The 24,299-nt window shown below is 27.8% G+C and carries 19 protein-coding genes; all 19 read right to left on the bottom strand.

The window, feature by feature from the left end; genetic code table 11:
* Nucleotides 1-72: 72 nt before the first annotated feature.
* Nucleotides 73-2,826, bottom strand: coding sequence for a formate dehydrogenase subunit alpha (fdhF, locus tag LW893_RS01715; RefSeq protein WP_233055798.1), 2,754 nt, complete (start codon nucleotides 2,824-2,826; stop codon nucleotides 73-75).
* A 25-nt stretch (nucleotides 2,827-2,851) separates the two neighbouring features.
* Nucleotides 2,852-4,447: an NADH-ubiquinone oxidoreductase-F iron-sulfur binding region domain-containing protein gene (locus tag LW893_RS01710; protein ID WP_233055499.1), complete on the bottom strand. Its 1,596-nt coding sequence runs from the start codon at nucleotides 4,445-4,447 to the stop codon at nucleotides 2,852-2,854.
* Between the two features lie 10 nt (nucleotides 4,448-4,457).
* Nucleotides 4,458-4,943, bottom strand: a complete 486-nt coding sequence (locus LW893_RS01705; RefSeq protein WP_233055498.1) for an NAD(P)H-dependent oxidoreductase subunit E — start codon at nucleotides 4,941-4,943, stop codon at nucleotides 4,458-4,460.
* 397 nt (nucleotides 4,944-5,340) lie between these two features.
* Nucleotides 5,341-5,616 carry an HPr family phosphocarrier protein gene (locus LW893_RS01700; RefSeq protein WP_233055497.1) on the bottom strand — a complete coding sequence of 92 codons (276 nt, stop codon included), beginning with the start codon at nucleotides 5,614-5,616 and terminating at the stop codon, nucleotides 5,341-5,343.
* 171 nt (nucleotides 5,617-5,787) lie between these two features.
* Complete coding sequence (locus LW893_RS01695) at nucleotides 5,788-6,468, bottom strand: ABC transporter ATP-binding protein (RefSeq protein WP_233055496.1); 681 nt, start codon at nucleotides 6,466-6,468, stop codon at nucleotides 5,788-5,790.
* Nucleotides 6,461-7,669 carry an ABC transporter permease gene (locus tag LW893_RS01690; RefSeq protein WP_233055495.1) on the bottom strand — a complete coding sequence of 403 codons (1,209 nt, stop codon included), beginning with the start codon at nucleotides 7,667-7,669 and terminating at the stop codon, nucleotides 6,461-6,463. The genes LW893_RS01695 and LW893_RS01690 overlap by 8 nt, the downstream gene beginning before the upstream one ends.
* Nucleotides 7,670-7,691: 22 nt before the next feature.
* A complete protein-coding gene (locus LW893_RS01685; RefSeq protein ID WP_233055494.1) occupies nucleotides 7,692-8,150 on the bottom strand; it encodes a DUF4418 family protein in 459 nt (152 codons plus the stop codon).
* A gap of 20 nt (nucleotides 8,151-8,170) precedes the next feature.
* Nucleotides 8,171-8,572 carry an FMN-binding protein gene (locus LW893_RS01680; RefSeq protein WP_233055493.1) on the bottom strand — a complete coding sequence of 134 codons (402 nt, stop codon included), beginning with the start codon at nucleotides 8,570-8,572 and terminating at the stop codon, nucleotides 8,171-8,173.
* Nucleotides 8,573-8,605: 33 nt separating this feature from the next.
* The gene (locus LW893_RS01675; protein WP_233055492.1) at nucleotides 8,606-9,280 is read right to left on the bottom strand and encodes an ABC transporter ATP-binding protein; all 675 of its coding nucleotides are present in this window, start codon (nucleotides 9,278-9,280) and stop codon (nucleotides 8,606-8,608) included.
* A 3-nt stretch (nucleotides 9,281-9,283) separates the two neighbouring features.
* Nucleotides 9,284-10,483 (bottom strand): ABC transporter permease, encoded by a 1,200-nt coding sequence (locus LW893_RS01670; RefSeq protein ID WP_233055491.1) that lies wholly within the window; start codon nucleotides 10,481-10,483, stop codon nucleotides 9,284-9,286.
* 7 nt (nucleotides 10,484-10,490) lie between these two features.
* Nucleotides 10,491-11,771 (bottom strand): ABC transporter permease, encoded by a 1,281-nt coding sequence (locus tag LW893_RS01665; RefSeq protein WP_233055490.1) that lies wholly within the window; start codon nucleotides 11,769-11,771, stop codon nucleotides 10,491-10,493.
* 1 nt (nucleotide 11,772) lies between these two features.
* The gene (locus tag LW893_RS01660) at nucleotides 11,773-13,101 is read right to left on the bottom strand and encodes a Fe-S-containing protein (RefSeq protein ID WP_233055489.1); all 1,329 of its coding nucleotides are present in this window, start codon (nucleotides 13,099-13,101) and stop codon (nucleotides 11,773-11,775) included.
* Nucleotides 13,102-13,193: 92 nt separating this feature from the next.
* Complete coding sequence (locus tag LW893_RS01655) at nucleotides 13,194-13,916, bottom strand: iron transporter (protein WP_233055488.1); 723 nt, start codon at nucleotides 13,914-13,916, stop codon at nucleotides 13,194-13,196.
* 35 nt (nucleotides 13,917-13,951) lie between these two features.
* Nucleotides 13,952-15,118, bottom strand: a complete 1,167-nt coding sequence (locus tag LW893_RS01650; protein ID WP_233055487.1) for an FTR1 family iron permease — start codon at nucleotides 15,116-15,118, stop codon at nucleotides 13,952-13,954.
* A 482-nt stretch (nucleotides 15,119-15,600) separates the two neighbouring features.
* Nucleotides 15,601-16,281 carry a ferric reductase-like transmembrane domain-containing protein gene (locus LW893_RS01645; RefSeq protein WP_233055486.1) on the bottom strand — a complete coding sequence of 227 codons (681 nt, stop codon included), beginning with the start codon at nucleotides 16,279-16,281 and terminating at the stop codon, nucleotides 15,601-15,603.
* The gene (locus LW893_RS01640; RefSeq protein WP_233055485.1) at nucleotides 16,282-20,406 is read right to left on the bottom strand and encodes an FMN-binding protein; all 4,125 of its coding nucleotides are present in this window, start codon (nucleotides 20,404-20,406) and stop codon (nucleotides 16,282-16,284) included.
* 862 nt (nucleotides 20,407-21,268) lie between these two features.
* Complete coding sequence (locus tag LW893_RS01635; protein ID WP_233055484.1) at nucleotides 21,269-21,697, bottom strand: SoxR reducing system RseC family protein; 429 nt, start codon at nucleotides 21,695-21,697, stop codon at nucleotides 21,269-21,271.
* Nucleotides 21,685-22,398, bottom strand: coding sequence for a tRNA threonylcarbamoyladenosine dehydratase (locus tag LW893_RS01630; protein WP_233055483.1), 714 nt, complete (start codon nucleotides 22,396-22,398; stop codon nucleotides 21,685-21,687). Before LW893_RS01630 ends, LW893_RS01635 begins: the two co-directional genes overlap by 13 nt.
* The gene (gene aspS / locus LW893_RS01625; RefSeq protein ID WP_233055482.1) at nucleotides 22,388-24,160 is read right to left on the bottom strand and encodes an aspartate--tRNA ligase; all 1,773 of its coding nucleotides are present in this window, start codon (nucleotides 24,158-24,160) and stop codon (nucleotides 22,388-22,390) included. Before aspS ends, LW893_RS01630 begins: the two co-directional genes overlap by 11 nt.
* Nucleotides 24,161-24,299: the final 139 nt, after the last annotated feature.

The raw sequence follows: 24,299 nt of genomic DNA, 5'->3' as shown, positions 1-24,299 counted from the left end.
CTAAAATTACATAAAAAGATTGGGAAGTTTTAACTTCCCAATCTAAAATTTAAAAATATCATTTAACTAGAACTATACTATTTCTTCCACTAATTCATTTAAGTCAACAAACTTTTCACTTTCTAATTCTTTATCAAGTTTATTTACCTTTTTAATATTAACTGCAGTAACTTTATATTCTGCTGTCTTAGTTATTGGATCATAGTGAGCACTTGTAAGTTGATTTACCGGTGTTTCAGAGAAGTGGAATGTCATGTAAATTAATCCTGGTTTTACTTTTTCAGTAATCTTAGCTCTACCAACTACACTACCTCTTCTAGAAGTAACTCTCATGAAGTCTCCATCTTCTAAACCATATTTAGCTGCATCTTCTGCACAAATTTCTATTAATTCATGTGGAAGAATTCCATCAAGAGCATCAGAATATCTTGTCATAACATTATAATGATATAATGTTCTACCAGTTGATAAAATAATAGGATATTCTTCATTTTCAAGTTCTTTTGGTCCTTCATATTCTACAGGTATCATAAGAGCTCTTTCTCCTCTTGTAAATCTTCCCTTATGAAGATATTTAGTACCTTCATGTTCTTCAGAAGTACAAGGCCATTGAACTCCATTTAACCTTTCGATTTTTTCGTAAGTAATTCCACTATAAGTAGGAATACATTTTCTAATTTCATTGAAAATATCTTCTGCACATTTCCAATCAAATCCTTTACCTCCAAGTCTAGTAGAAACATCTGCCAATATAGACCAATCTAATCTAGCTTGTCCAGGAGCTTCAACAGCTTTTCTTACTCTTTGAACTCTTCTTTCAGAAGCAGTAAATGTACCATCTTTTTCAGCATAACATGTAGCAGGTAAAATAACATCTGCAAGTTTAGCTGTTTCAGTTAAGTTAATATCTTGAACTACTAAAAAATCTAAATTATTTAAAGCGTGTTTAACATGATTTGCATCAGGATCTGATAATACAGGATCTTCTCCCATAATATACATTGCTTTAACAGAACCTTCGGCAGCACCGTCCAACATTTCCGGAATTCTTAAACCCATCTTCCTATTTAACGTACAATTCCAATGTTCTTCAAATTTTTTAACATTTTCTTCTTCTAATACTTTATGGTATCCAGGGAAATAATTTGGTAAAGCAGCCATATCACAAGCACCTTGAACATTATTTTGTCCACGAAGTGGGTTTATACCAGCTCCTTCAATTCCAATATTTCCACATAACAAAGCTAAATTAGATAAATTCATTACATTTGATGTACCAGTTGTATGTTCAGTAATACCTAATGTATAGAATATTCCAGCTCTTTCAGCATTTGCATACATTCTAGCAGCTTCATAAATTTGATCTACTGGAACAGTAGTAATTTTACTTACAAGCTCTGGATTATACTTTGAAACAAGTTCTTTAACTTCTTCAAATCTTTCAACTTTAGATTCAACATATTCTTTTGCATACAGTTCTTCTTCAATTATAATATGCATTATACCATTGATTAAAGCAGCATCTGTTCCAGATTTTAATGAAATGTGTAAATCAGCCTCCCTAGCTAATTCGGTTTTTCTAGGATCTACTACAATTAATTTTTTACCTTTTCTATGCGCTTGTTGCATTTTATTACCAATTATTGGATGCGCTTCAGTTGTATTTGAACCAATTACAAACATTAAATCTGTTTTAAAAACTTCGTTTACAGAGTTTGTCATCGCTCCTGAACCTAATGTTGTTGCAAGACCTGCAACTGTAGGAGCATGTCAGGTTCTAGCACAGTGGTCAACATTATTTGTACCAATAGCAACACGCATCATTTTTTGGAATGCAAAGTTATCTTCATTACATGTTCTAGCAGAACTTAAACCGGCAATTGAATCTGGTCCAAATTTTTCTTTAGTTTCATTTAATTTAGAAGCAACTAAATCTAAAGCTTCTTCCCAAGTAGCTTTTTCAAAAACTCCATTTCTCTTAATTAATGGATCTGTTAATCTATCTGGACTATTAATTAAGTCTGTATGGAAACGTCCCTTAACACATAGTTCTGTTCCATTTATAGGAGAATCTTCATTTGGAGTAACACCTATAACTTTTCCAGTCTTAACATTTACATTTAAATCAAAGTTACAACCAGTACCACAGAATGGGCAAGTTGTTCTAACTTTTTTAATTTCCCATGGTCTTGTTCCCATTAATTGTTTATTTAGTAACGCACCTGTTGGACAAACACTAATACATTGCCCACAGAATCTACAGTTTTCTGTATTTAAATCTAAATTCTTATGAGTTCCTATTTTTGATTGAAAACCTCTATCTACAAAGTCAATTGCACCAGTAACTTGAACATCTTGACATACTCTTACACATTTACCACATAATATACATTTATTTTGGTCTCTTATCATTACTGGGTTATTAGCATCAATTTCATGATTTTGAACTTCCCCAATCCAAGTTCCCTTTTTCATTCCATATCTGTAGCAATATTCTTGTAATTTACAGTTTCCTACCATTTCACAAGTTAAACAGTCACTTGGGTGATTAGAAAATAGCAAATCTAAGATATTTCTTCTAATTTTTGTTAACTTTTCAGTTTCAGTAGTAACAACCATACCTTCTTTAACAAGAGTAGAACAAGCTGTTTCTAATTTTTTACTTCCTTCAATTTCTACAACACACATTCTACAACCAGCAAAAGCAGTAAGACTCTTTTCATAACATAAGTTAGGAATATCTATTCCAACTTGTTTAGCAGCTTCAATGATAGTAGTTCCTTTTTCAACACTAACATTTTTACCATTTATAGTTAAATTAATCATATTAGCCATAATATACCTCCTGAACCTATCTTCTAATTATAGCATCAACTGGACATGCCTCTTCACAAGATGCACATTTGATACATTTAGATGGTTCAATAACATGTAATTCTTTTTGAACTCCTGTAATACAATCTACTGGACACGCTTTAGCACATTTAGTACATCCAATACATTTGTCTGTAATAAAGAATTCAAGAAGTGATTGACAAACACCTGCAGGACATTTTTTATCATATACATGTGCTTCATACTCATTTCTAAAATAATGAAGTGTACTTACTACAGGATTTGCAGCAGTTTGTCCTAAACCACAAAGAGATGCAACAGTAATAGTTTCTGAAAGGTCTTCAAGTCTTTCAATGTCACCATCTTCACCTTTACCAGAAGTGATTTTTTCTAATAATTCTAACATTCTCTTTGTACCTTCTCTACAAGGAACACATTTACCACAAGATTCTTCAACTGTAAAATCTAAGAAGAATCTAGCTATATCAACCATACAGTCAGTTTCATCCATAACAACCATTCCACCTGATCCCATGATTGATCCAATCTTAGCAAGAGAACCAAAATCTACTGGAGTATCAAAATAGTCAGTTGGAATACATCCTCCGGATGGTCCACCAGTTTGTACTGCTTTAACTTTTTTGTCATTACCAGTACCACCACCGATATTATAAACAATTTCATTAATAGTTGTTCCCATCGGAACTTCAACTAATCCAGCGTTAGCAACTTTTCCTACAAGAGCAAATACTTTTGTTCCCGAACTATCTTCTGTTCCTATTGATTTATACCATTCTGAACCTTTTTCCATTATTTGAGGAACATTGGCAAAAGTTTCAACGTTGTTTAGTACTGTTGGTTTTTGGAATAGACCTTTAACAGTTGTTCTATAAACCTTTGTTCTAGGCATACCACGTTTACCTTCAATAGATTCTATAAGTGCTGTACCTTCACCACATACGAATGCTCCTGCACCTAGTCTTAATTCAACATGAAAACTAAAATCTGTTCCCATTATATTATAGCCAAGAAGATTTTTTTCTTCTGCCTTTTTAATAGCTTCTTTTAAATTTATAACAGCCTTAGGATATTCAGCTCTAACGTATATAAATCCTCTGTCAGCACCAATTGCATACCCACAAATAGCCATTCCTTCTAATACAGAATGTGGATCTCCTTCTAATATAGATCTATCCATAAATGCGCCTGGATCTCCTTCATCTGCATTACATACTACATATTTTTGTCCTTCTGGTTGTTGCATGGCACCTTCCCATTTTTTACCAGTTGGGAAACCAGCGCCACCACGTCCTCTAAGTCCTGAATTTTTCATTTCATTAACTACTTCTTCAGGTGAATAACTACTAATTACTTTTGCTAAAGCATAATAACCACCTAGAGCAACGTATTCTTCAACACTATGTTCATTAACAACACCAAAATTCTTTAATGCGATTCTCGTTTGTTTTTCAAAAAATTCCCCTTTTAGACGAATACCTTTATCGTCAATTATGTACTTATCTGGTTCTTGTTTTAACCTTTCAATTAATAGAGGATAGTTTTCTTCTTTTATAGAATCTAGTATCTTAAAATCAACTTCAGTTTTTATCATAAAATCACCCCTATTTATATTTTCTCATTATTCTTCTGATATCTGCTTTTTTAATATGTGCGTAAACGTCTTCATTAATAGTAACTACTGGAGCTAAGTTACATTCACCTATACAACGTGTTTGAGCAACTGAAAATTTTAAATCTTCACTAGTTCCTCCAACTTCAACACCTATTCTGTCACAAAACTCATTTAATATTTCTTGAGCTCCTTTTACATAACAAGCAGTTCCCATACAAACAGCAACTTGATACTTGCCCTTAGGAATAAATGAAAATTGTGAATAAAAAGTAGCAACTCCAAAAACTTTAGCAGGAAATATTTTCATTCTTTTAGCTATCAAATCCATAATTTCTTCTGGAAGATATCCAAAAATACTTTGTGCTTCCTGTAATACTGGCATTAATGCTCCAGGAATATCTTTTTTCTTATCAATAAATTCACATAGCTCATTTATTTTATCTTGATTTTCTTCAACATTAAAAACAAAAGCCATAATTTGCCTCCTTTTAAATAGTTTTAGAAATACCAGATACAGTTATATATTAAAAAAATAAATAGTATATGTTTTAAAACATTTATTATTAAATTGTAATGCATGTAATTTTAAATATGTACTCTTTATTAGTATATAACTAATACTCGGTTATTCTATGTAAAATATAGTGAAAATATAAACTATATTCTAAATAAAGTATAGCAAAAAAAAGAAGATTTTTCAAGCATTTTAGCTTTTAAGTATTAATATTTTTGATGGATTTTTAAAAGAAATTCTTTATTTCACACTCAATTATACTATATAATTTAACAATATTATTTACTTTGATTAATTTTGAAATCTATTATTATTTACAACTTTTTTAAAAATAAAAAATCTCTTCTCAGAGATTTTTCTATATAGTGTAAAATTCTTTTAAGTCTTTATCAAAAAATGAAGTTAAACTTTCCATTGCATCTTTTTCATCATCACCAGTTATTTCAATTTCGATTTCCTCACCATTTGCAGCTTGCATTGATAAGATACTTAGTATACTCTTACCATTATATCTGTTATTATTTTTAATTAGTATAATATCTGAATTAAATTTTACTGAATTTCTTAAAAACATAGAAGCTACTCTAGCGTTTAGCCCAATTTCTGAATTGACTACAACCTTTTCCTTTAACATAACTGCCTCCTTTATTTTTCTTACTTTAGACAAATTATATCAAATATAGAAAAAAAAGTCCATATATTTATAATATTTTTTAAAGTAATATTTTTTTGTAAATAATGTTTTCATAATATTATTTTTATTCAAATTAAAAACTGATTAAAAATATTTAATCAGTTTTTATAGCTATATATTATTGCCTTCTGTAATTTTCCCAGAAACCATAGTATAAATCGTATCAGCATAATCTAAACATGCAAGGTCATGAGTGACAAGTATAATAGAAGTTTCTAACTTTTTATTTATTTCTTTTAGAATTTCTAAAACTTCCTTTGTAGTACTTACATCTAAATCCGAAGTAGGTTCATCTGCTAAAATAATCTTTGGATAATTCATTAAAGCTCTGGCTATAGTAACTCTTCTTAACTCTCCTCCTGATAATTCTCTAGGATAAGAATTTTCTAAATGTTCAATTCCTAATTCTTTTAAAAGATATCTCCCTCTACCGATTGAATCTCCTTCCCTTTTACTTAAAAAGAATGGCAAGCAAATATTATCTAATACATTTAAAGTAGATATAACAACAGTAGATTGAGGAATAAATCCTATTGAATCATTTCTTATGAAAGATTTATCATCATCCGATAAAGAACTAATTTCTTTATTATCTAAAATAACAGTCCCATTTGTAGGACTTAATACTCCAGATATTATATTTAAAAGTGTTGATTTCCCACTTCCAGATTTTCCAATTATAGCTACAAATTCACCTTTTTTTACAGTTAAATTTACATCATCAACCGCATTAAATTCATTTGCTCTTACATAAGTTTTTATTAATTTTTCTATTTTTAGCATATTAGTCATTCTCCCTCATCGTTAAATACGCATCTGCTTTGCTTATTTTTCTTGTTGCACTTAAAGAAGATAAACAACCAACTACAGTTCCCACAAACATACTAAAAATTGATATCATAAATATGTTTGTAAAAGAAGGAGTTAAAAATGGTAAATTTAAGTTTTTTTGAATTATAGGCATTATAGAAAAAATTGCTATAATACCAATGATTATTCCAAGTAATGACCCATATAATCCTATATATAAAGATTCATACATAATTATCTTGGATAATTTTTTCTTTGATGCACCTAATATTCTTAAAATACTAAGTTCTTTCTTTCTTTCATTTAAAATTGTTGAAAATACAACTGCTAAAAGAATCGTTGACATAATCCAAATAACTAAAATGGAAATATAAATATAACTTGATATTACCTTTAAGTTAGAAGATACCTCATTTACAAACTTCTTACTATACATTGCAAATATTCCATCTTTTGCATAGGCCTTCATAATTTTATTAGAAACATCTGCTGCACTGTAATTAGGCTTCAATTTCAAAAGAATTGTTGAAATTTTTTCTCCTTCTGATGCAGGATTTTTTTGTATTCTTTCACTAGCTTTTGCTAGTTTTTTTGCAGTTTTCATGTTAACAAATACTGTAGCGTCAAATCCCATTCCAGTTTGTTCTAGTTTTCCAACTATATTAAGTTCTTCGTCAAAAAATTTCACTTTTGAATTAGCTTCTCCAACAATATTACTTCCAACAATAACCTCATCATCTTTTAACTCTCTATTTAGAGTCTTTTGTAACCAAGGTTTTATTATAAAATCAGAACTGTACTCTATGCCAATAATTTGTACCGGATAAGAACAACAAGAAGCTGAAAGAGTTGCTACATAAAGTTGTGGAGTCGCTGACTCAATTCCTTCAATAGTTTTTATTTTTTCTAAAGAATTGTCTGGTAAGTAAAATTCACTAGGTTCACCTTTTAAAAGTACACTTTCAATATTAGCTTTGTACCCTTCCGGAACTACTATAATATCAGCACCAAGTCTATTTGATAAATTATTAACTCCCCCAGAAATACTAGTAGATAATATTGTTCCACAAAATAAAAATATTACAAAAATAGCAATTATACTGATTAAAGAAATACTTCTAAGTGGTTTTTTCCTAATATTTTCTTTAGCCAAAAACTTAATATCAATTTTTTTATTACTCATTTTATACTCTTTTCTTTATAACTTATTTGTCTTTTTTTATTAAAACATAAACAATATATATTGAAGAAACAATAGATATTGCTATTCCAAGTATAGAAACAATTGTAAATGTATTATGCTTTATACACTCCATACTATCTTTCATACAATATCCCATAAATCTTGGATTTCCATCTATACCCATTCCAATAGAAATTTTTATAATTCTATTAGGGATTAAATGCACACTTAATCCAGCAACTACATTAACAATATATAAAATAACATTAATTACTTTATTTTTAACAAAAATTGAAATTATTGATGTTATAATTATTCCAATTCCAGCACCTGTGGCTAACAATCCGCTATAGTAACAACTCATTCTCATCCCATTTGCCATAGGCGGACAAACAGGTGCAATAACAAATGGTGTTAAAGCTAAAACTAGACCTAAAAATAAAACTAAAATATTTACTGTTTTGCTCTTCAATATTTTCACGAAAAAATCCTCCTAAAAATTTATTTATTTAAAGCATCTTTTACAGCACTTTTAAATCTTTTATAAGAAACAGTAGCTCCACTTACAGAATCTACTTTGTCAATGTCTTGTACTTCAACAAGCTTTTTCGCATATCCTTCACTATTTTTTACTGCTTTCTGTGCTTGTTTGTAATTAAAATCAGCATCATCTTTTCCGTAATTTTCATCTTTAATCTTATTATTTTTATTATCTCGTTCTTCTCTTACACAATCTACAATCTTTTTATCTTTTATAGTAATTACAACTTTAACAGTTGCACTTTCATCCTTATAATTTCCTTCATAAACTCCATCTTTTAACTCTTTTTTTGAACTACATCCTGTAACAAATATAAGAGATAAAATTAGAATAATAGAAATCTTATTTTTTATATTTTTCATATATATCACCAAACATATTATAACATCAACAATTTATATTGTCAATAATTTATCATCTACAATTTTTCCATAATCTAAAGTTATTTTTCTCATGGCTTCATCTCCAACTTCAGGATCGTGAGTAACAACAATTATAGTTGCACCTTCTTTGTGAAGTTGTTTAAAAATTTCAATAACCATAACCTCGTTTGCTTCATCTAAATTTCCTGTTGGCTCATCCGCTAAAATTATTTCAGGATTATTTATCAAGGCTCTTGCTATACAAACTCTTTGTTGCTCTCCACCAGATAGTTGACTTGGTAAATGTTTTGCTCTATCAGCAAGACCAACTTTTCTAAGTGCTTCTAAAGCTTCTTTTTCATCGATCATACTATGATAATACTGAGCAACCATAACATTTTCGAGAGCAGTTAGATAACTAATTAAATGGAATTGTTGAAAAATAAGTCCAATTTTTTCACGTCTTATATTAGTAAGATTCTTTTGATTCTCTTTTGAAATATCCACACCATTTATTAAAACCTGTCCGTTAGATGGTCTATCCATACATCCTATTATATTCATCATTGTAGTCTTTCCAGAACCCGATGAACCCATGATAGCAATCCAATCACCTTTTTTTACTTTTAAATTTATATTACTAAGAGCATTAACTGACTCATAAATTTTAGAAACATCTCTAAGTTCTAATATTACATCATTATCCATATCTTATTCTCCTTTTAATACCAATGCAGGATCTATTTCAACTGCCTTTTTTACAGGTAATATACAACCTGCTGTTGTTACAAATACAGAAATAATAACTATTACTGGAATTAATAAATATTGAAAAGTTATTGTTCTTCCAAAAACACTAAGACTTACTCTTTGAGCAAATACAAATCCAAAACCTACACCTATTAAACCACCTATTAATCCAAGTAACACGCTTTCTCCAATAAAATCCATAATAATTTCCTTATTATGAGCACCAATTGCCTTTTTAAGACCAATTTCTTTTCTTCTTTCTGCAATTATGGCCATCATAGTTGTTGAAACAGATATTGTTGTTAAAACTAAAATTACAATATTTACAAGTAATATAAGAGCTGTTAATTTATTTAATACTGTATCTTGTGATTGAGTTACTCTCTTCACAGCTGAACCTATAACATTTGGTAATTTACCACTCAATTCTTTAGCAAATTCATCTAATTCATTATGATTAGCTTCAATACTACACTCAATAGTATCAATCTTAGTTGAATCTTCAACTATATTATTAAGCGTTTCTAAATTTAAGAAAATAAAAGATTCCTCTTTTCCACCTGTAGTTATAATTCCTTTTACAGTTAAAGTAACATCATAATAATCATCACCAGTATCTTTATTCTTACTTTTTTCTGCAGAATCATTTACATCAGATGCAATAGCGCTCTTCCCATGTTTAACACCACTTACTTTAAATTTATCTCCAATAGATAAACCTAAAGTATTTGCTATTTCTTTACCAACCATTACTTCGTTTGTATCGCTATTAGTTGACCATTCTCCTTCAACATACCAAAATGGACTATTCTTTTTTGCTCCATCCATATCAGTACCAGCTAGAATATATGGTTTTTGATTAATTTTTGTTGTCTCATATCTATAAGGAGCAATTCCAACAATATTCTTAGTTTTTATTAATTCTTTAAATTTATTGTAATCGTCCTCACTTATTTTTCCCTCATTTGGTAAACAGATAAAGTTGGCTCCATAAGATCTAAATTCCTTTCCTAACTGTCTTGGAATATCAAAATATATAGTTATTAAGCCTGACATAATAGTAGATCCAATTATAACTGCTAATAAAGCTACAATCATTCTAGATTTTCTTCTAATGAAAGAGCTTAAAATCATTTTTAAATACATTTTTCTTTTAGTCATTTTAATCCTACCTTCCATGAAGAACTTCTGTCGGCTTTAATTTAAATAAATAATGAATAGCTGGAATACTTCCAATTAGTGAAACTCCTATTACCAAAGCAACATCTATAGGAATTACCATAATCGCAGGTTCAATATATGATCCAAATACTGTTATCCCAATTATTTGTGTAAATCCAAGCCCAATAAAATATCCAGCAATACCACCAATTATTCCTGTGATTATAATCTCTGTTAATATAAGAAGCATAATTCTTAAATTTGAGCCTCCAATAGCTTTAATAAGACCAATTTCTTGACTTTTTTCCATAACAGTAGCTGTAACTAGATTAGAAATACCAAGTGCAGATCCAATTGAACCTAAAGCAGTAATCAAAATCATTAGTAATTTTGTCTTATCTAAGATTTTTCCTTCAGACTCTGCAACTTGTCTAATTGGCTTAGCTACACTATCTTCAACAACCTCTTGAATTTGATAGCAAATTGAACTAACATAAGCAGTACAATACCAAGTTTCATATTCAGTAGGAGTTAAACTATTCGGATCTCTAGTAGCTTTTTTTGCCAATTCATTATCAGGTGTTGTCAATGCTGAAACTTCAATATTTGATATTTTTCCTTCTACTCCATATAAATCTTGAGCAGTTTTTAATGTTGAAAATATATTTAAATCTTCATTTCCTCCAGATTCAAAAATACCTTTAACTTTAAGTATTTTAGATTTTAAACCTGAGTTAACTTCAATTTTATCTCCGACTTTAATTTCATTTTTTCCAGCAAATAAACTTCCAACCATAACGCTGTCATTATCATCTTCCGTCAACCATTCACCATTAATTTTCCACCAGTTTTTTAAATTTTTCATTCCAGTATCAATGTGTTCACCAGTTGATAAATCCATATGTTTTTCAAACCAAGTACCAATAAATTTTGTTTTTTGATTATTTACTTTTATAGTTTTTTCTAAGTATGGAGTAAAATCAACAATTGAAAATCCCCAAAATATTTGCTTTATTTTTGGTAAATCTTCTTCTTTTAAATATTTATCATTAGATATTGTTTCCGAATTTTCTAATTCATATAAATCAGAAATAAGAGATGCATCTTTAGAAACTACATTTATATTAGCCCCATAAGTTTTAAGTTCTTTATTAACTTTATCTCCAACTCCAAGCATTACATTTAACATTCCAGTAGCTAATGAAACTCCTAGAGCTACTGTAAATGCAATCATAAACATTTTTTTTCGTTGTCTGACTAAAGTTCCAAATACCATTCTCAAAAACATACTATTCACCTATTGGAAATCTTTCTTTTTCTTTTTCTAAAACTTTTTTATCTATAATTATCTTTGAATTTTCTATTTTATATTCAAAAGGTATTGGATTACATCCGCCTTTAAATCCTATTGTAGCTTTATTCATAACTACGTCACATCTTTTACATACTATATCATTTTTTCTTTCATAATATCCCGCAATACCACAAATTTGACAAGCATCAAGTCCAATTCCATAAGAAGTACTATTAGGCTTTTTAACAATAATAAATCTAATATCATGTCCATCTACTTTATAAGAAAATCTGTGTAAATGACCATCATCCACTTCAGATAATGGAATAACAATATTATTTCCTTCTTCTTGGTATGGCTGTGCAGCAGTTAATTCTACAGGTTTTGTAATAAGATAATTTAAGTATGTTGCAGAAAAAATCATAATAAAAGATAAAAATATCGAAAAATATGCCCATCTCCTATTAACAATTAGTCTCCACTTTTCTTTTCTTAAACTTGCACTATTTTCGAAATTTCCTTTTACCTTTAAGTTATTATAAGCAAAAAATATAGCTCCTATTAAAATTATTAAAAAAGCAATTCCAATAAAATACGATTCACTCTTATCCTCAAAAATCATTAAATCAAACACTTTAATTCCAAAAACTTTACTTTTTTCTGTTAGTATAGGTGACATATTAAAATCTTTTTTTAAATATTCTTTTAGTCTTACTGTTGCAGTAATCCCCTTCAACCCATACTCTAAAAAAGCATTTAAAAATATAGCGCCAAACATTAGAGTATATTGTCTTTTACTACATCTAATTAAAAATTTATAAACAGCTAATATAAGTAATACTCCTGTTAGTATTCCTAAAATATAACCACTTACTCTAAATAAAGTCAATGTACTAACTGAATCTTCTCCAAAGGCAATAAATTCCATTGATAGAGTTAAAAGTCTTGGTATTATTAAATACAACATGCATGCAATCTCTACAAACATTAAAGTTAATACAATTGAACTAACTATTTTTTTTAGTCTTGTACCAGTTTTCAAAGTTATACTTACTAATAATGATACGGTTATTAGAATAAGAATAAATAAACATAATGCTAAAACATATCTATTAAGTTTTGTAACTATATGTATCATTTCTTTTTTATTCTTAATTCTAAGGAAATGTATATAAAAGCCTAAAAAAATCCCAATAATTAAAATAGATAAAGATATAATTTTATTAACTATTGAAATATTTTTCTTTAAATAAGACAAAGCCAATGCAAAGAAAAAAGAAAAAGTACATATAGTAAAAATTACATCAACATAAAATTTTCCCAAAATAAAACCTCACTCCTAAAATATGGCAAAACCTCTCTTAATTTCATAAGAGAGGGTTGCCTATTTTTAAAATATAAAATAATAATTGTTTACTATTTATTTTGTAATTGTTGACCAGTATAATCCCAATCAAATTCTACTGTTTGTTTTTCATAATATTTTGATGCTGCATCTTTTCCGCCATCTTTTACTGCAGGTACACCAGTTTCTTCATCAGTGTGTAATAAATAGTCAGCAGATGGTTGAATTTCTATAACTAATTTATATTTACCAACCTTTAAAACATTCTTTTTAATATTTGTTCCGTAATGAGCACCATCATCAGCATTCATTGGCATCATTGAACCAGAAGTTACTTCTTTTCCATCAGTTGATAATACTTTATAATTTACAGTTAAATATGCAGGCCAGATATCTTTTCCATTACCAAAACCAAATTTTTTACCTGCTTCTTTAGTTAAATGGATGTCTGCTTCTAAGTGCATATCTGATTCAGCTGCACTTGGTTGTCTTCCTTCAGGAACCATATCAACTCCTTGGAAATATACTGCTGCAACTTGGAAAGGACCTACTATTTTTTCTTCTCCAATTTTAATTTCTTCAAAACCTGATTCTCCTGGTTTTTCAGCATCTTCAGCTTTTCCATCTTCAACACCGGCTTCTTTTAATTTTTCAGTTAATTCAGAGATTTTTTTATCTTTCTCTTCAATTGACTTTTGTAATTCATTTAATTTAGCTGTATCATTCTTTTGACATCCAACTAAACCCACTGATGTTAATAATGCTAATGTTACCACCATTTTTGACTTTTTCATAATATTAATCCTCCTAAGTTAAAACTAATAAAAATTTAGTTTTCTTTTTTTAATTTTTTTAATTTAAAATAGTGACCTACCAATATCCAAACAGTTATTATAACCAACATAATTTGTGGAATTAACGTTTCAGCCCTATCATAAATATTTAAAATTGGAATACTCCAACCTTGCATTGCAGGTATAATTGTTGATCCGGAAATCACTCCTGCTTCTGTTAACTCTACTACACCTTTTCCCATAAATGAAATACACATTAAATACAATAGTATACTTGTACATAGGAAAAATGGTTTAAGAGGTAACTTAACTGATGTAAATCTAAATAGAAGAAAAATTACAACTAATATTACTGAAGCTGCAACAAGTCCTCCAATTGGATATATTACATTCCTTCCGCCTGAAAACGAAGCTTTATAAAATAATATAAGTTCAGCTCCTTCTCTTAAAACTGCTAAGAACGCTGCAAAAACTAATGTCCACTTACTCTTATTATCTATAGATTTTTGAACTTTAGTTTGTATATAATTTTCCCATGCCTCTTCTTCAGATTTAGATAAAATCCAGTTACTAACATAAAACAAAACTATAACTGCTAAAAACATAGTCCAGCCTTCAAGTAGCTCTTGTCCAACTCCACCTAATAAATAATTTATCATAATAGCTAAACCAAAACTACAAACAACAGCTGCACCCATACCTAAATAAACTGATTTACAAAGATGTTTATTCCCTGTCTTAACAAGATAAGCTATGATTGCAACACAGACTAAAATTGCTTCTAATCCTTCTCTAAGCATTAAACCGAATGATGTGAAAAAATCCTGAATATTTTTTGCTTTTTCATCACCTTGTTTAACCTCAACATTACCAAATACAACTTTTCCTTCAGAGTCTGGTGCGTTTTTTGAAATAACTTTATCTAAAACAAGTGCATCTCTATAAACTTTCATATCAAGCTCATCTATTGAAGACTTTAACTTTTCAACTGAATCACTTGTGTTTCCTAAAAAAGCATGCTTAATTTCTCTAAAATGCGCTTCAATTTCATTTACTCTGCTATTTGAAATTGCTACCATTACGTTCTTTTCAAATCCTTGAACTTCATAATAATCAAAATAAGCAGAATCAATTGCTTTATAAGCACTTTGAAAATCTTTTTTATCCGCATACTCTTTTGCTTCTGTAAATTTTAAATGCATGTCTTTAGCAACCTCTTGCCAATTATTGTACTTTTTCTTTTCAACCTTAGCTTCAACATTTCCAATATTGCATACAAATAAAATACTACAAAGAATTAGAAAAAATGAAAATATTCTTTTTATAACTTTGCACCTCCCAAAAACAATTTATGATAAAGATAATACATATCAAAAAGATATGAAAAAGTTAAGCACTAATTATATTAACTAATGCTTTAATATCAATATTAATCTTATCAAATATATATTATCATATTCAACAAAAAATTTCAAGAAATTAATAAAAATTTTCATTGTTAATATAAACCTTTTTAAAAATTTTATTCATATAAATATAAATGATAAATTACTATTTTAAATCAAATTATCATTTCACAAAAAAGACCATTGCATTTTTTTACTTTACAATAGTCTTTTTTTATTGTGAAATAATAACATTACCGATAACTACCAGATGCAAAGCATCATAGAATGATGGGCTCTTATTTTTGCTTATTTTTAGTTACAAAATATTTTCTAACCCTAAGAATTGTATATAACATATAAATAACTGTATATAACACTATTGACAGCATATGTTTTTCAGGCTTAATCATAAATAGAATCATCAAGTGTACATATATTAGATAAAAAAACGGGTATGCTAACTTTTGTAAATTTTTCCAATTTTTAGCTTTCATTTTCTTTCTCACACACTTGAATGAAGTTATCATAAGCGGTAACATCATTGATATAAGGATTAAACTTATTATAGTTGCTGTCTTAGTATAAATATTCATTTTTGATGCATTTGTAAAAAATTCTACAAAATATCTTATCCCATATGTTACATTATGACAAATTGCTGCAAAACAACCTATAATTGACATTTCACCTCTTATACTCATAAGTTTTCGTGTATATTTGTTATGAGTTGTAATAACTCCTAAAAACATTACTATCATAAATGTTACTGTTGAAAATATGCCTCTTTTAAAAATATCCATAATATATTTTGTAAACCAAATTGGCATATTTTTATAAAACTTTGTTTGATAATACAATACAATCGGAATTATTAATATATAAGTCGCCATATAAAACAGAATTGGATACTTTTTTATAATATTTGCAAATAAAATATAAAACAATGTTATTGTAATTAATCCTACTATTAAATTCATCTAATCTTCCTTTTCATTATTTTTTAAATTTTGTTTTTGGACTGAGTCGTCGGATGGTTTTCCTAAATTGTTCGAATCTGTTTCAGATACTTTTTCTTTAGTTGTATATCCTGTTTCAGTAATTTTATTTTCTGCAGAAGAATTTTCCAATTCATCAACATTTTTAGTTTCTTTTTTTGAATTCATAACTTTTTCTGAATCTTGATTCTTATTGCTTTCTACACTATTTTTTATTTCTTTATTTTCTTCTGGATTTTTTTCAGGTTCTTTCAATTCATCAATATTTCGTATTTTTATATTGAAAATTTCAACCAATTTATTTCCACTTTGATAATCATTTTTTTGAATTAAATTTTCACAGTAAGCTCCAACTGATAATTTTTTATTCTTAATCAGTGAACTTATAATACTGTCATTTTCTATTTCTTTCTTTGAATCTAAATCTACAACTTTAATTCCAAATAAGTGAAAATCTGAATAAGGTATATTTAAAATAGGTGTTCCGGTAGTTGCCCAATCGGATTCATTTTCCAATTTGTTAGACATAAATAATGTTACTTTTAAATCATTTAAATTGAACTTATCTTGTAAATCATATTGTGCCTTATTTGACATTAATCTGAATATTCTATATACAGGATATGGAACTATTTTAACTGAAATTTCTAATTCAAGTTTAGATCCATCATTAAAGCTTAATTTTATCTTTCCTTTTTGATTTCCTAGTTTTGATCTGTCCGGTTCTTGTATTACTTCAATACGTGAAATATCTGAAGAACGAGATTTCAATTTCAAATCTCTATTTATAGCAAAGTCTGAAAACGCACCCCATTTAACTGTTTCTGCAAAATTTTCCTTATTTCCATACTTAGGGTCTTTTACCACTACATTTACTATTTCATTTTTTATTTCAGGATATAAAATCTTAAATTCTTCTGCTTTGTTTGGAGCTGTATCTTTTACTATAACATTAATTAATATATCCTTTATACTATTATCACTAAATTCAAGCCTTACTTCCATAAAAGTACCCTCTTCATTTACTTCAGTTACATCAGCTTCTTCAATGATTTCAATTTTAGTACCTTCAGGCAAATCATTAAGATGTTTTTTCAAATGACTTATCATTACTTCTTTATCTTTTATTGCAATTAAATCTTTCGGCTTATAAATATATTTATCTGCCATAGAAATAACTTTATCTTTAACTATGACATCTATTTCTAATTCTTTTTCACTACCATCGTCAAATTTAATTTTAATTAATAGTTTTTGTGGAATACTTTCATTTACTTTATTTATATCAATATTTTTTAAAATAGATATGTCTGTTTTATCAGGTAAATTTTTAAGAACGCTTCTTATTTTATCTTCTGTTATTTCTGATCCTTTCGATATAGCCAATATTTCAGGAACTTCTTTATATAAAAATGCTTTAGGAATTTCTCCTTCAACTTTTGTTTTAATTCGGAAAGTATTATTAAATAATACACCTTTATACTTTTTGATAACATCTAATGTATATTCACCATCAACAAAGTTTGCAATCAAAGACCTATTTTGAGATTGGAATAACGGAATTTCAATTTCTTCTGAAGATTTTTTATCTTTAGCAATTATTTTAAATTCTATTTCTTTATTATTAAGTTTTTCTGCAACTATCTTTGAAACAGTAATATTTTGAATAAAATCAGAAGTATTATAACCTTTTGTGTCGTGCCACTCCTCACTATCTTTAGATTTTATCTTAATTCCAGAAATCTCGAAATTCTTAATCTTATTCTTTGTTATTAGAATAGTATTTAAAAATTTAAAACTCTTACTATCTTCATGAATAACTTTTAGTCTTAATCCATCTGTAACATTGTATCCTAAATTTTCTTTATTCAAAACTAATCCATCTTTCAGTTCATTCTTGTACTCATCAATTACTTTTAAACCATACTTGTTAAAATCAGAGTAAGAAACTGTAACTTCTTGATTATTTTTTTTATATATAGTAACCTTTAAATTTTTTAAATTTAGTTTTTCTCCTTCTTCATAAGAAGTTTTAAATTTACTATCATCAACTCTCATATCATAAAAATCAAATTTTTTAGCTTTCAATAATGCATTTTTAATAGAAGTTGCTGTTCCAGTTGCAGTGAAAGTAGCACCACTTACTGCATCATAATCTTCCCCTTCATACCCTAATTCTTCTCTAACATATATTTTTAGCAATGTGAATATTCTGTCATGAATATTTCTCTCTCCTGTTAAATGAGATTGATCTATAGAAAGTCCCCATTTGCCAAAATTATGTTTTCCAATAACTTTATCCAATGCAGCTCTATAAACTTCAACCGTTTGCTCTTTTCCTTGAGCTTCTTTCATAACCTCTCCGGCAGCTGTCCTTATTACTTCAAATTTATATATCAGAGATTCAAATTTTTGAATATTTTTAACTCTATTAATTACAGTATAAAATTTATCTTGGAATACCCCCCCATCATCTATTTTTCCTGGAGCTGTTACACCTTTTAATCTACTTAATTCTTCGGGTACAAGTTCTACATCAACTATTTTATTGTTTTTAATTGTAACTTTAACAGGTATAGGTTTATTAGAAACAAATCCATAACTATCTCCATAGTATACTCCATCAGGATAATTTATATTTTTATCTAAATTTATAACTTCTTCAGCAGATAAAAACTTAAAGATACCATCAGCTTTATCATTTACTAATACAGGAATCTCTACTACTTTCTTACTATTGTCCTTGAATATAAGTTCAACTATAATTTTCGTATTTCCTGTAGAACTTGTATCTGCATTATTTTTTATATTAATTTGAACGTCTTTAGGTAATTTTTCCAATGAATTTCTTATTTTTTGTAATCCGATAGTTTCTCCTACTTCTACAATTATAGTCTTAGGAGAATAAATATATTTATCAGCATCACTTCCATTAGAATCTACCGCTTTTTCTAAGGCATTAACAACTGCATTTATAAAACCTTTTGATGACGTTGTAGCTCCGGAAATTGTGTCAATATTTGTTGATTGATTAGAAATAATCCTACTCTCCAATAATCCTGCTTTTTGATTATCAAAATATGACTTGTCATCATTATTTTTAATTAATTCTATTTTTGTTATTTTACCACCACTAACAGTCACTTGAACTTCAAGTGAATTTGTATAGTATCCACTTGATTTTCCAATATAAACACCGTCTTTTAAACCTTTAAAATATTTTTTTATTTGTTCGATTTCACGGCTATTTTGTCTTGGAATGTTTTGTTCAGTTTCTTCAGGTATATTAATATCAGGACTATTATTTCCGTTACTTGCTTTTCTTAAAGCATCTTTTACAGCATTCAATATTCCCCTACTAGAAACAGTTGCCCCCGATACTGTATCAATATTGCTACTACCATTTATAACTTTATTTAGCACACTTTTTGCCCAAGTGAAATATGGATAATCATCACTATGAGTTATAACTCTTGCATCATATATTACTCCATTTTTTATGGAAATTGAAACCTTGATTGGTCCATTATATCCATATCCTACACCGATAAATGTACCGTCTTTTAAATTATTTCTGTTAAATCCGACTTTACCAGCAATGGCTGAAGTTTGTTTTGCAAACAACTTTGCTTTTTCTCTATCTCTTAATTCTTTATTTTCCTTTTCAAGATTCGTAGCTACATCGCTTGTTTTTGCTCCAGCTTGAACAAGAGCTTTATAAACAGCTACTTTAATCGCATCGGAAGTAACTGTTGCTCCAGAAATTGAATCAACATTAAATGTGTTTTTTTCTACAATGGTTTTTAAAATTTTTTTTGCCATTTCATAATATTCATCTGTTTCACTATGTGAAAGCACCTCAACTGAAAAAATTTTACCTTCTTTAATTACAACTTTTACTGTTACAGTCCCTTCATAACCTTCGGCACTGGCAGTATATTCTCCATCTTTCAATTCATTTGGAGACTTTACACTATCAAGTTTTGTAGTTTCATTTATTCTGTGTCTTTGTTTGTCAGAATAAATACTATTATATACAGTGTAACCTATTCCAGCTGTTGTAATACAAAAAACAAATAAACCTGCAATAATACTATTTTTTTTCATAAATTCCTCCAATATTTATTTTGTTAAATTTATAAATTTGTCACTTATTTATAAATTTAACAATAGACATTATCAATTCTACTAAAATTAATAATTTTTTTCAACTAAAAACAATAATTTTAATATTAATTATTCTTATTAATAAACTCTAAATAGATATATTTATTAACTAATTTCATATTTTATTCTATTATTTTTAAAAATTTATTAATTATTTAAAAATATTTTTTCATAGTTATTAAAGATATTTATTACAATTAAATATTATTAAGTTAACTTTTACATAATTTAATGAAATTTTTTATGTATAAGAAATTTTTATTAAAAAATAAACAATTTGTGGTTTTATTAATGATATTTTTTAAAGATATCATTAATCTGCCTACTGCCTATATTTTAAAAACAAAATAATATCTTCTTTAGCCGTATTACTTAAATTTTTCTTTTACAAAAAAAGACATATCTTTAATTAATATTAAAGATATGTCTTAAAGTTTAAATATATAAATTTCAAATTGATTTGTAAATCAATTTTCTTTGAACTAGAACATATATTAAAATTGAATAGACAATTGCAAAAAGTCCTTATAAATTATAATATATATTATTTTTAATAAAAATATCATTTATAAACACAAAAACAAAAACTAATATTCCAAAAAATATAACATAGTTTGATGATTTTTTTGAGCTATTTCTCAATTTTCATTAATTTTTTAGTTCTAAAACCATATATTCCCGAATCAAACTTTAGAGGAAATATCTTAATAATAATCCCTCCTCTAATAAATACTATAGCTACAATATACATCATATAAAATCTCTAATATATATTGATACTGGAAAATATATTCACTGATATCTAATCATTCTTTGAAATAATTGCTTCCATATACATTGCCCTTGTTGCTAAATATGCATATTTATTATCCACATATTTAACTATTATAAATGATATAATCATCGTAATAAATCCTACTACAAATCCAATAGTATCAATTGCTTTTAATGTTGGGAAAAATAAATTAACTAAAAGTATTGATAATATAAACATTAGCACAGGAAATCCATATAAAAATATCGAATATTTTAATACAATATTACTATCAACACCAATTTTTACTTGATCTCCAACCGAAACATTTAAATTATTATTCATTACGATATGCATAGTCGGCGTAGGACATCCACTGCATGATTTACATGTACCTTTACAGCCACTAATTCTAGAAATTAAAACCTTACATTGATTTTCAGGTAAAATTTTTGTAATATATCCTATTTGTTCCATAATATCAAATCCTTTACAACTTCTGAAGAAATTATGAGTCCCATTGCTGAAGGAATAAAACTAATACTTGATGGAGATGATTTTCTTCTCTCTTCTGATTCTATTTTTTCTCCAACTGATATTTCATCAGAGTAGACGCATTTTAATTTTTTTACTCCAAATTTTTTTAATTCTCTTCTTATAACTCTTGCAAGTGGACAAACTGAAGTTTTATTGATATCTGAAACTTTGAATCTAGTAGGATCCATTTTATTTCCCGCTCCCATTGCACTAATTATTTTTATATTATTTTCATAACAATATTTTATTAGATATATTTTAGAAGTAATTGTATCTATTGCATCTACAACATAATCATAATATTTTAAATTAAAACTATCTATATTATCTTTTTCTAACTTTACTTTAAAAATATTTACTTTTATATCTGGATTTATTAGTTCTATCCTTTTTTTCATTTCATCTACTTTATATTTACCCACATTGCATATAAATGCATGAATTTGTCTATTAATATTAGTAATATCAATTGTATCAAAGTCTACAAGTGAAATTTCTCCTATTCCACATCTGCAAAGGGATTCTACGGTAAAACTACCAACTCCACCAATTCCAAAAACAATAACCTTGGAATTTTTTAGTGTATTAAGTGAATCTTGCCCAATTAAAAGTTCTGTTCTTGTATAAATATTATTTTCCAATTTTTAAATTTAACTCCTCAAGTTGTGCTTCAGATACCATACTAGGTGCATCAGTTAATAAATCAGATGCAGATTGTGTCTTTGGAAAAGCAATTACATCTTTAATATTATTTGTCCCAGCAAGCAACATAATTAGTCTATCTAAACCAAAGGCTAAACCTCCATGTGGTGGTGTTCCATACTTTAATGCTTCAAGTAAAAAACCAAACTTAACTTCTGTTTCTTCTTTTGTAAGACCTAAAGCTTTAAACATTTTATTTTGTAATTCAGAATTATTAATTCTAATTGACCCTCCACCAAGTTCATCACCATTTATAACAATATCATAAGCTTTTGCATATACTTTTTCAGGATTGCTTTCTAAATATTGTATATCTTCATCCTTAGGATGAGTAAAAGGATGATGTTTTGAAACGAATCTTTTTTCATCATCATCATATTCAAAAAGAGGAAAATCTACAATCCAACAAAGATTGTATTCATTAGGATTTAACAAGTTCATTTCTTTAGCAATTACACATCTTAAAGCTCCTAAAGAATTTAAGACTATATCATTTTTATCAGCAAGTATTAAAATTAAATCATCATTTTTAGAATCCATTTTAGATTTTATTTCAGAAATTATTTCTTCATTTAAAAATTTAGAAATTGAAGATGTAATTTCTCCATTTGAGATTTTTATCCAAAAAAGATTCTTTGCTCCAAAATCTTTAATAGAATCAATTAATTTATATATTTTCTTTCTAGTATATTCTTTTGAGTATTCACCTATTGAAATAGCTCTAACACTTCCACCTGATAAAATTGCGTTTTTAAATAAATCAAATTCTACATTTTTAACACAATCAGTAATATCTTTAATTTCAAAGCCAAAACGTAAATCTGGTTTATCACTACCATATTTCTCCATTGCATCATCATATTTCATTCTCTTAATTGGAAGTTCAATATCTATTCCTTTAATTTCCTTAAATAGTTTTTTTAGCATTCTTTCGTTAACATCTATAACATCTTCAACATCAACAAAACTCATTTCTAAATCAACTTGTGTAAATTCAGGTTGTCTATTTGCTCTTAAATCTTCATCTCTAAAACATTTTACGATTTGAAAATATCTATCCATTCCAGAAATCATTAAAAGTTGTTTCATAATTTGTGGTGACTGTGGAAGAGCATAAAAATTACCAGGATTTACTCTTGAAGGTACAAGATAATCTCTAGCCCCCTCTGGAGTAGGTTTATTAAGATATGGTGTTTCTATTTCTATAAAGTTATTTTCAGTGTAAAAATCTCTAATAACTTTACACACCTTTGCTCTTAATTTTAAATTATTTTGTAAACTCTCTTTTCTTAAATCTAAAAATCTATATTTTAATCTTAAACTTTCTGCTACATTATCATCATCTTTTACATATATTGGAGGAGTTTGAGCGGTGTCTAAAATAACAAGTTCATTTACTTCTATTTCAATATCTCCTGTTGCCATTTTTGGATTTTTACTCTCTCTTTCAGATACTATACCTTTAACTGCTAAAACATATTCAGATCTAATTTCTTTAGCATTATTAAAAATTTCTTCACCTAAAGTATCTCTTACAACTATCTGTGATATTCCAGTTGTATCTCTTAAATCCATAAATATTAATGAACCTAAATTACGTTCTTTTGCAACCCAACCCATTAAAGTTACTTCTTTACCAATATCTTCTTTTCTTAAGTTTCCACACATATGTGTTCTTCTTAAGTTTCCCATTTGTGCCATATTATCCTCCTTATAAAAAAAAGCCCCTGCAAAATGCAGGGGCGAAATTAATCCGCGGTACCACCCTAATTATAAGTATCTCTCTTTAAAATATTAGCTCCAGATTGTCCCATTTAATATCCATTAGTAAATCACACCA

The sequence above is a fragment of the Parvimonas micra genome, assembly GCF_021300775.1.
Taxonomy (GTDB): Bacteria; Bacillota; Clostridia; order Tissierellales; family Peptoniphilaceae; genus Parvimonas.
Note: the sequence above shows the minus strand (reverse complement) of the source record. Positions and strands in the feature narration are given on the sequence as shown.

Coding starts and splice junctions, on each gene's coding strand:
- LW893_RS01710 (WP_233055499.1), bottom strand. CDS start 4,447: ATGATAAAAACTGAAGTTGATTTTAAGATACTAGATTCTATAAAAGAA.
- LW893_RS01705 (WP_233055498.1), bottom strand. CDS start 4,943: ATGGCTTTTGTTTTTAATGTTGAAGAAAATCAAGATAAAATAAATGAG.
- LW893_RS01700 (WP_233055497.1), bottom strand. CDS start 5,616: ATGTTAAAGGAAAAGGTTGTAGTCAATTCAGAAATTGGGCTAAACGCT.
- LW893_RS01695 (WP_233055496.1), bottom strand. CDS start 6,468: ATGACTAATATGCTAAAAATAGAAAAATTAATAAAAACTTATGTAAGA.
- LW893_RS01690 (WP_233055495.1), bottom strand. CDS start 7,669: ATGAGTAATAAAAAAATTGATATTAAGTTTTTGGCTAAAGAAAATATT.
- LW893_RS01680 (WP_233055493.1), bottom strand. CDS start 8,572: ATGAAAAATATAAAAAATAAGATTTCTATTATTCTAATTTTATCTCTT.
- LW893_RS01675 (WP_233055492.1), bottom strand. CDS start 9,280: ATGGATAATGATGTAATATTAGAACTTAGAGATGTTTCTAAAATTTAT.
- LW893_RS01670 (WP_233055491.1), bottom strand. CDS start 10,483: ATGACTAAAAGAAAAATGTATTTAAAAATGATTTTAAGCTCTTTCATT.
- LW893_RS01665 (WP_233055490.1), bottom strand. CDS start 11,771: ATGTTTTTGAGAATGGTATTTGGAACTTTAGTCAGACAACGAAAAAAA.
- LW893_RS01655 (WP_233055488.1), bottom strand. CDS start 13,916: ATGAAAAAGTCAAAAATGGTGGTAACATTAGCATTATTAACATCAGTG.
- LW893_RS01650 (WP_233055487.1), bottom strand. CDS start 15,118: ATGCATTTAAAATTTACAGAAGCAAAAGAGTATGCGGATAAAAAAGAT.
- LW893_RS01645 (WP_233055486.1), bottom strand. CDS start 16,281: ATGAATTTAATAGTAGGATTAATTACAATAACATTGTTTTATATTTTA.
- LW893_RS01640 (WP_233055485.1), bottom strand. CDS start 20,406: ATGAAAAAAAATAGTATTATTGCAGGTTTATTTGTTTTTTGTATTACA.
- LW893_RS01635 (WP_233055484.1), bottom strand. CDS start 21,697: ATGGAACAAATAGGATATATTACAAAAATTTTACCTGAAAATCAATGT.
- aspS (WP_233055482.1), bottom strand. CDS start 24,160: ATGGCACAAATGGGAAACTTAAGAAGAACACATATGTGTGGAAACTTA.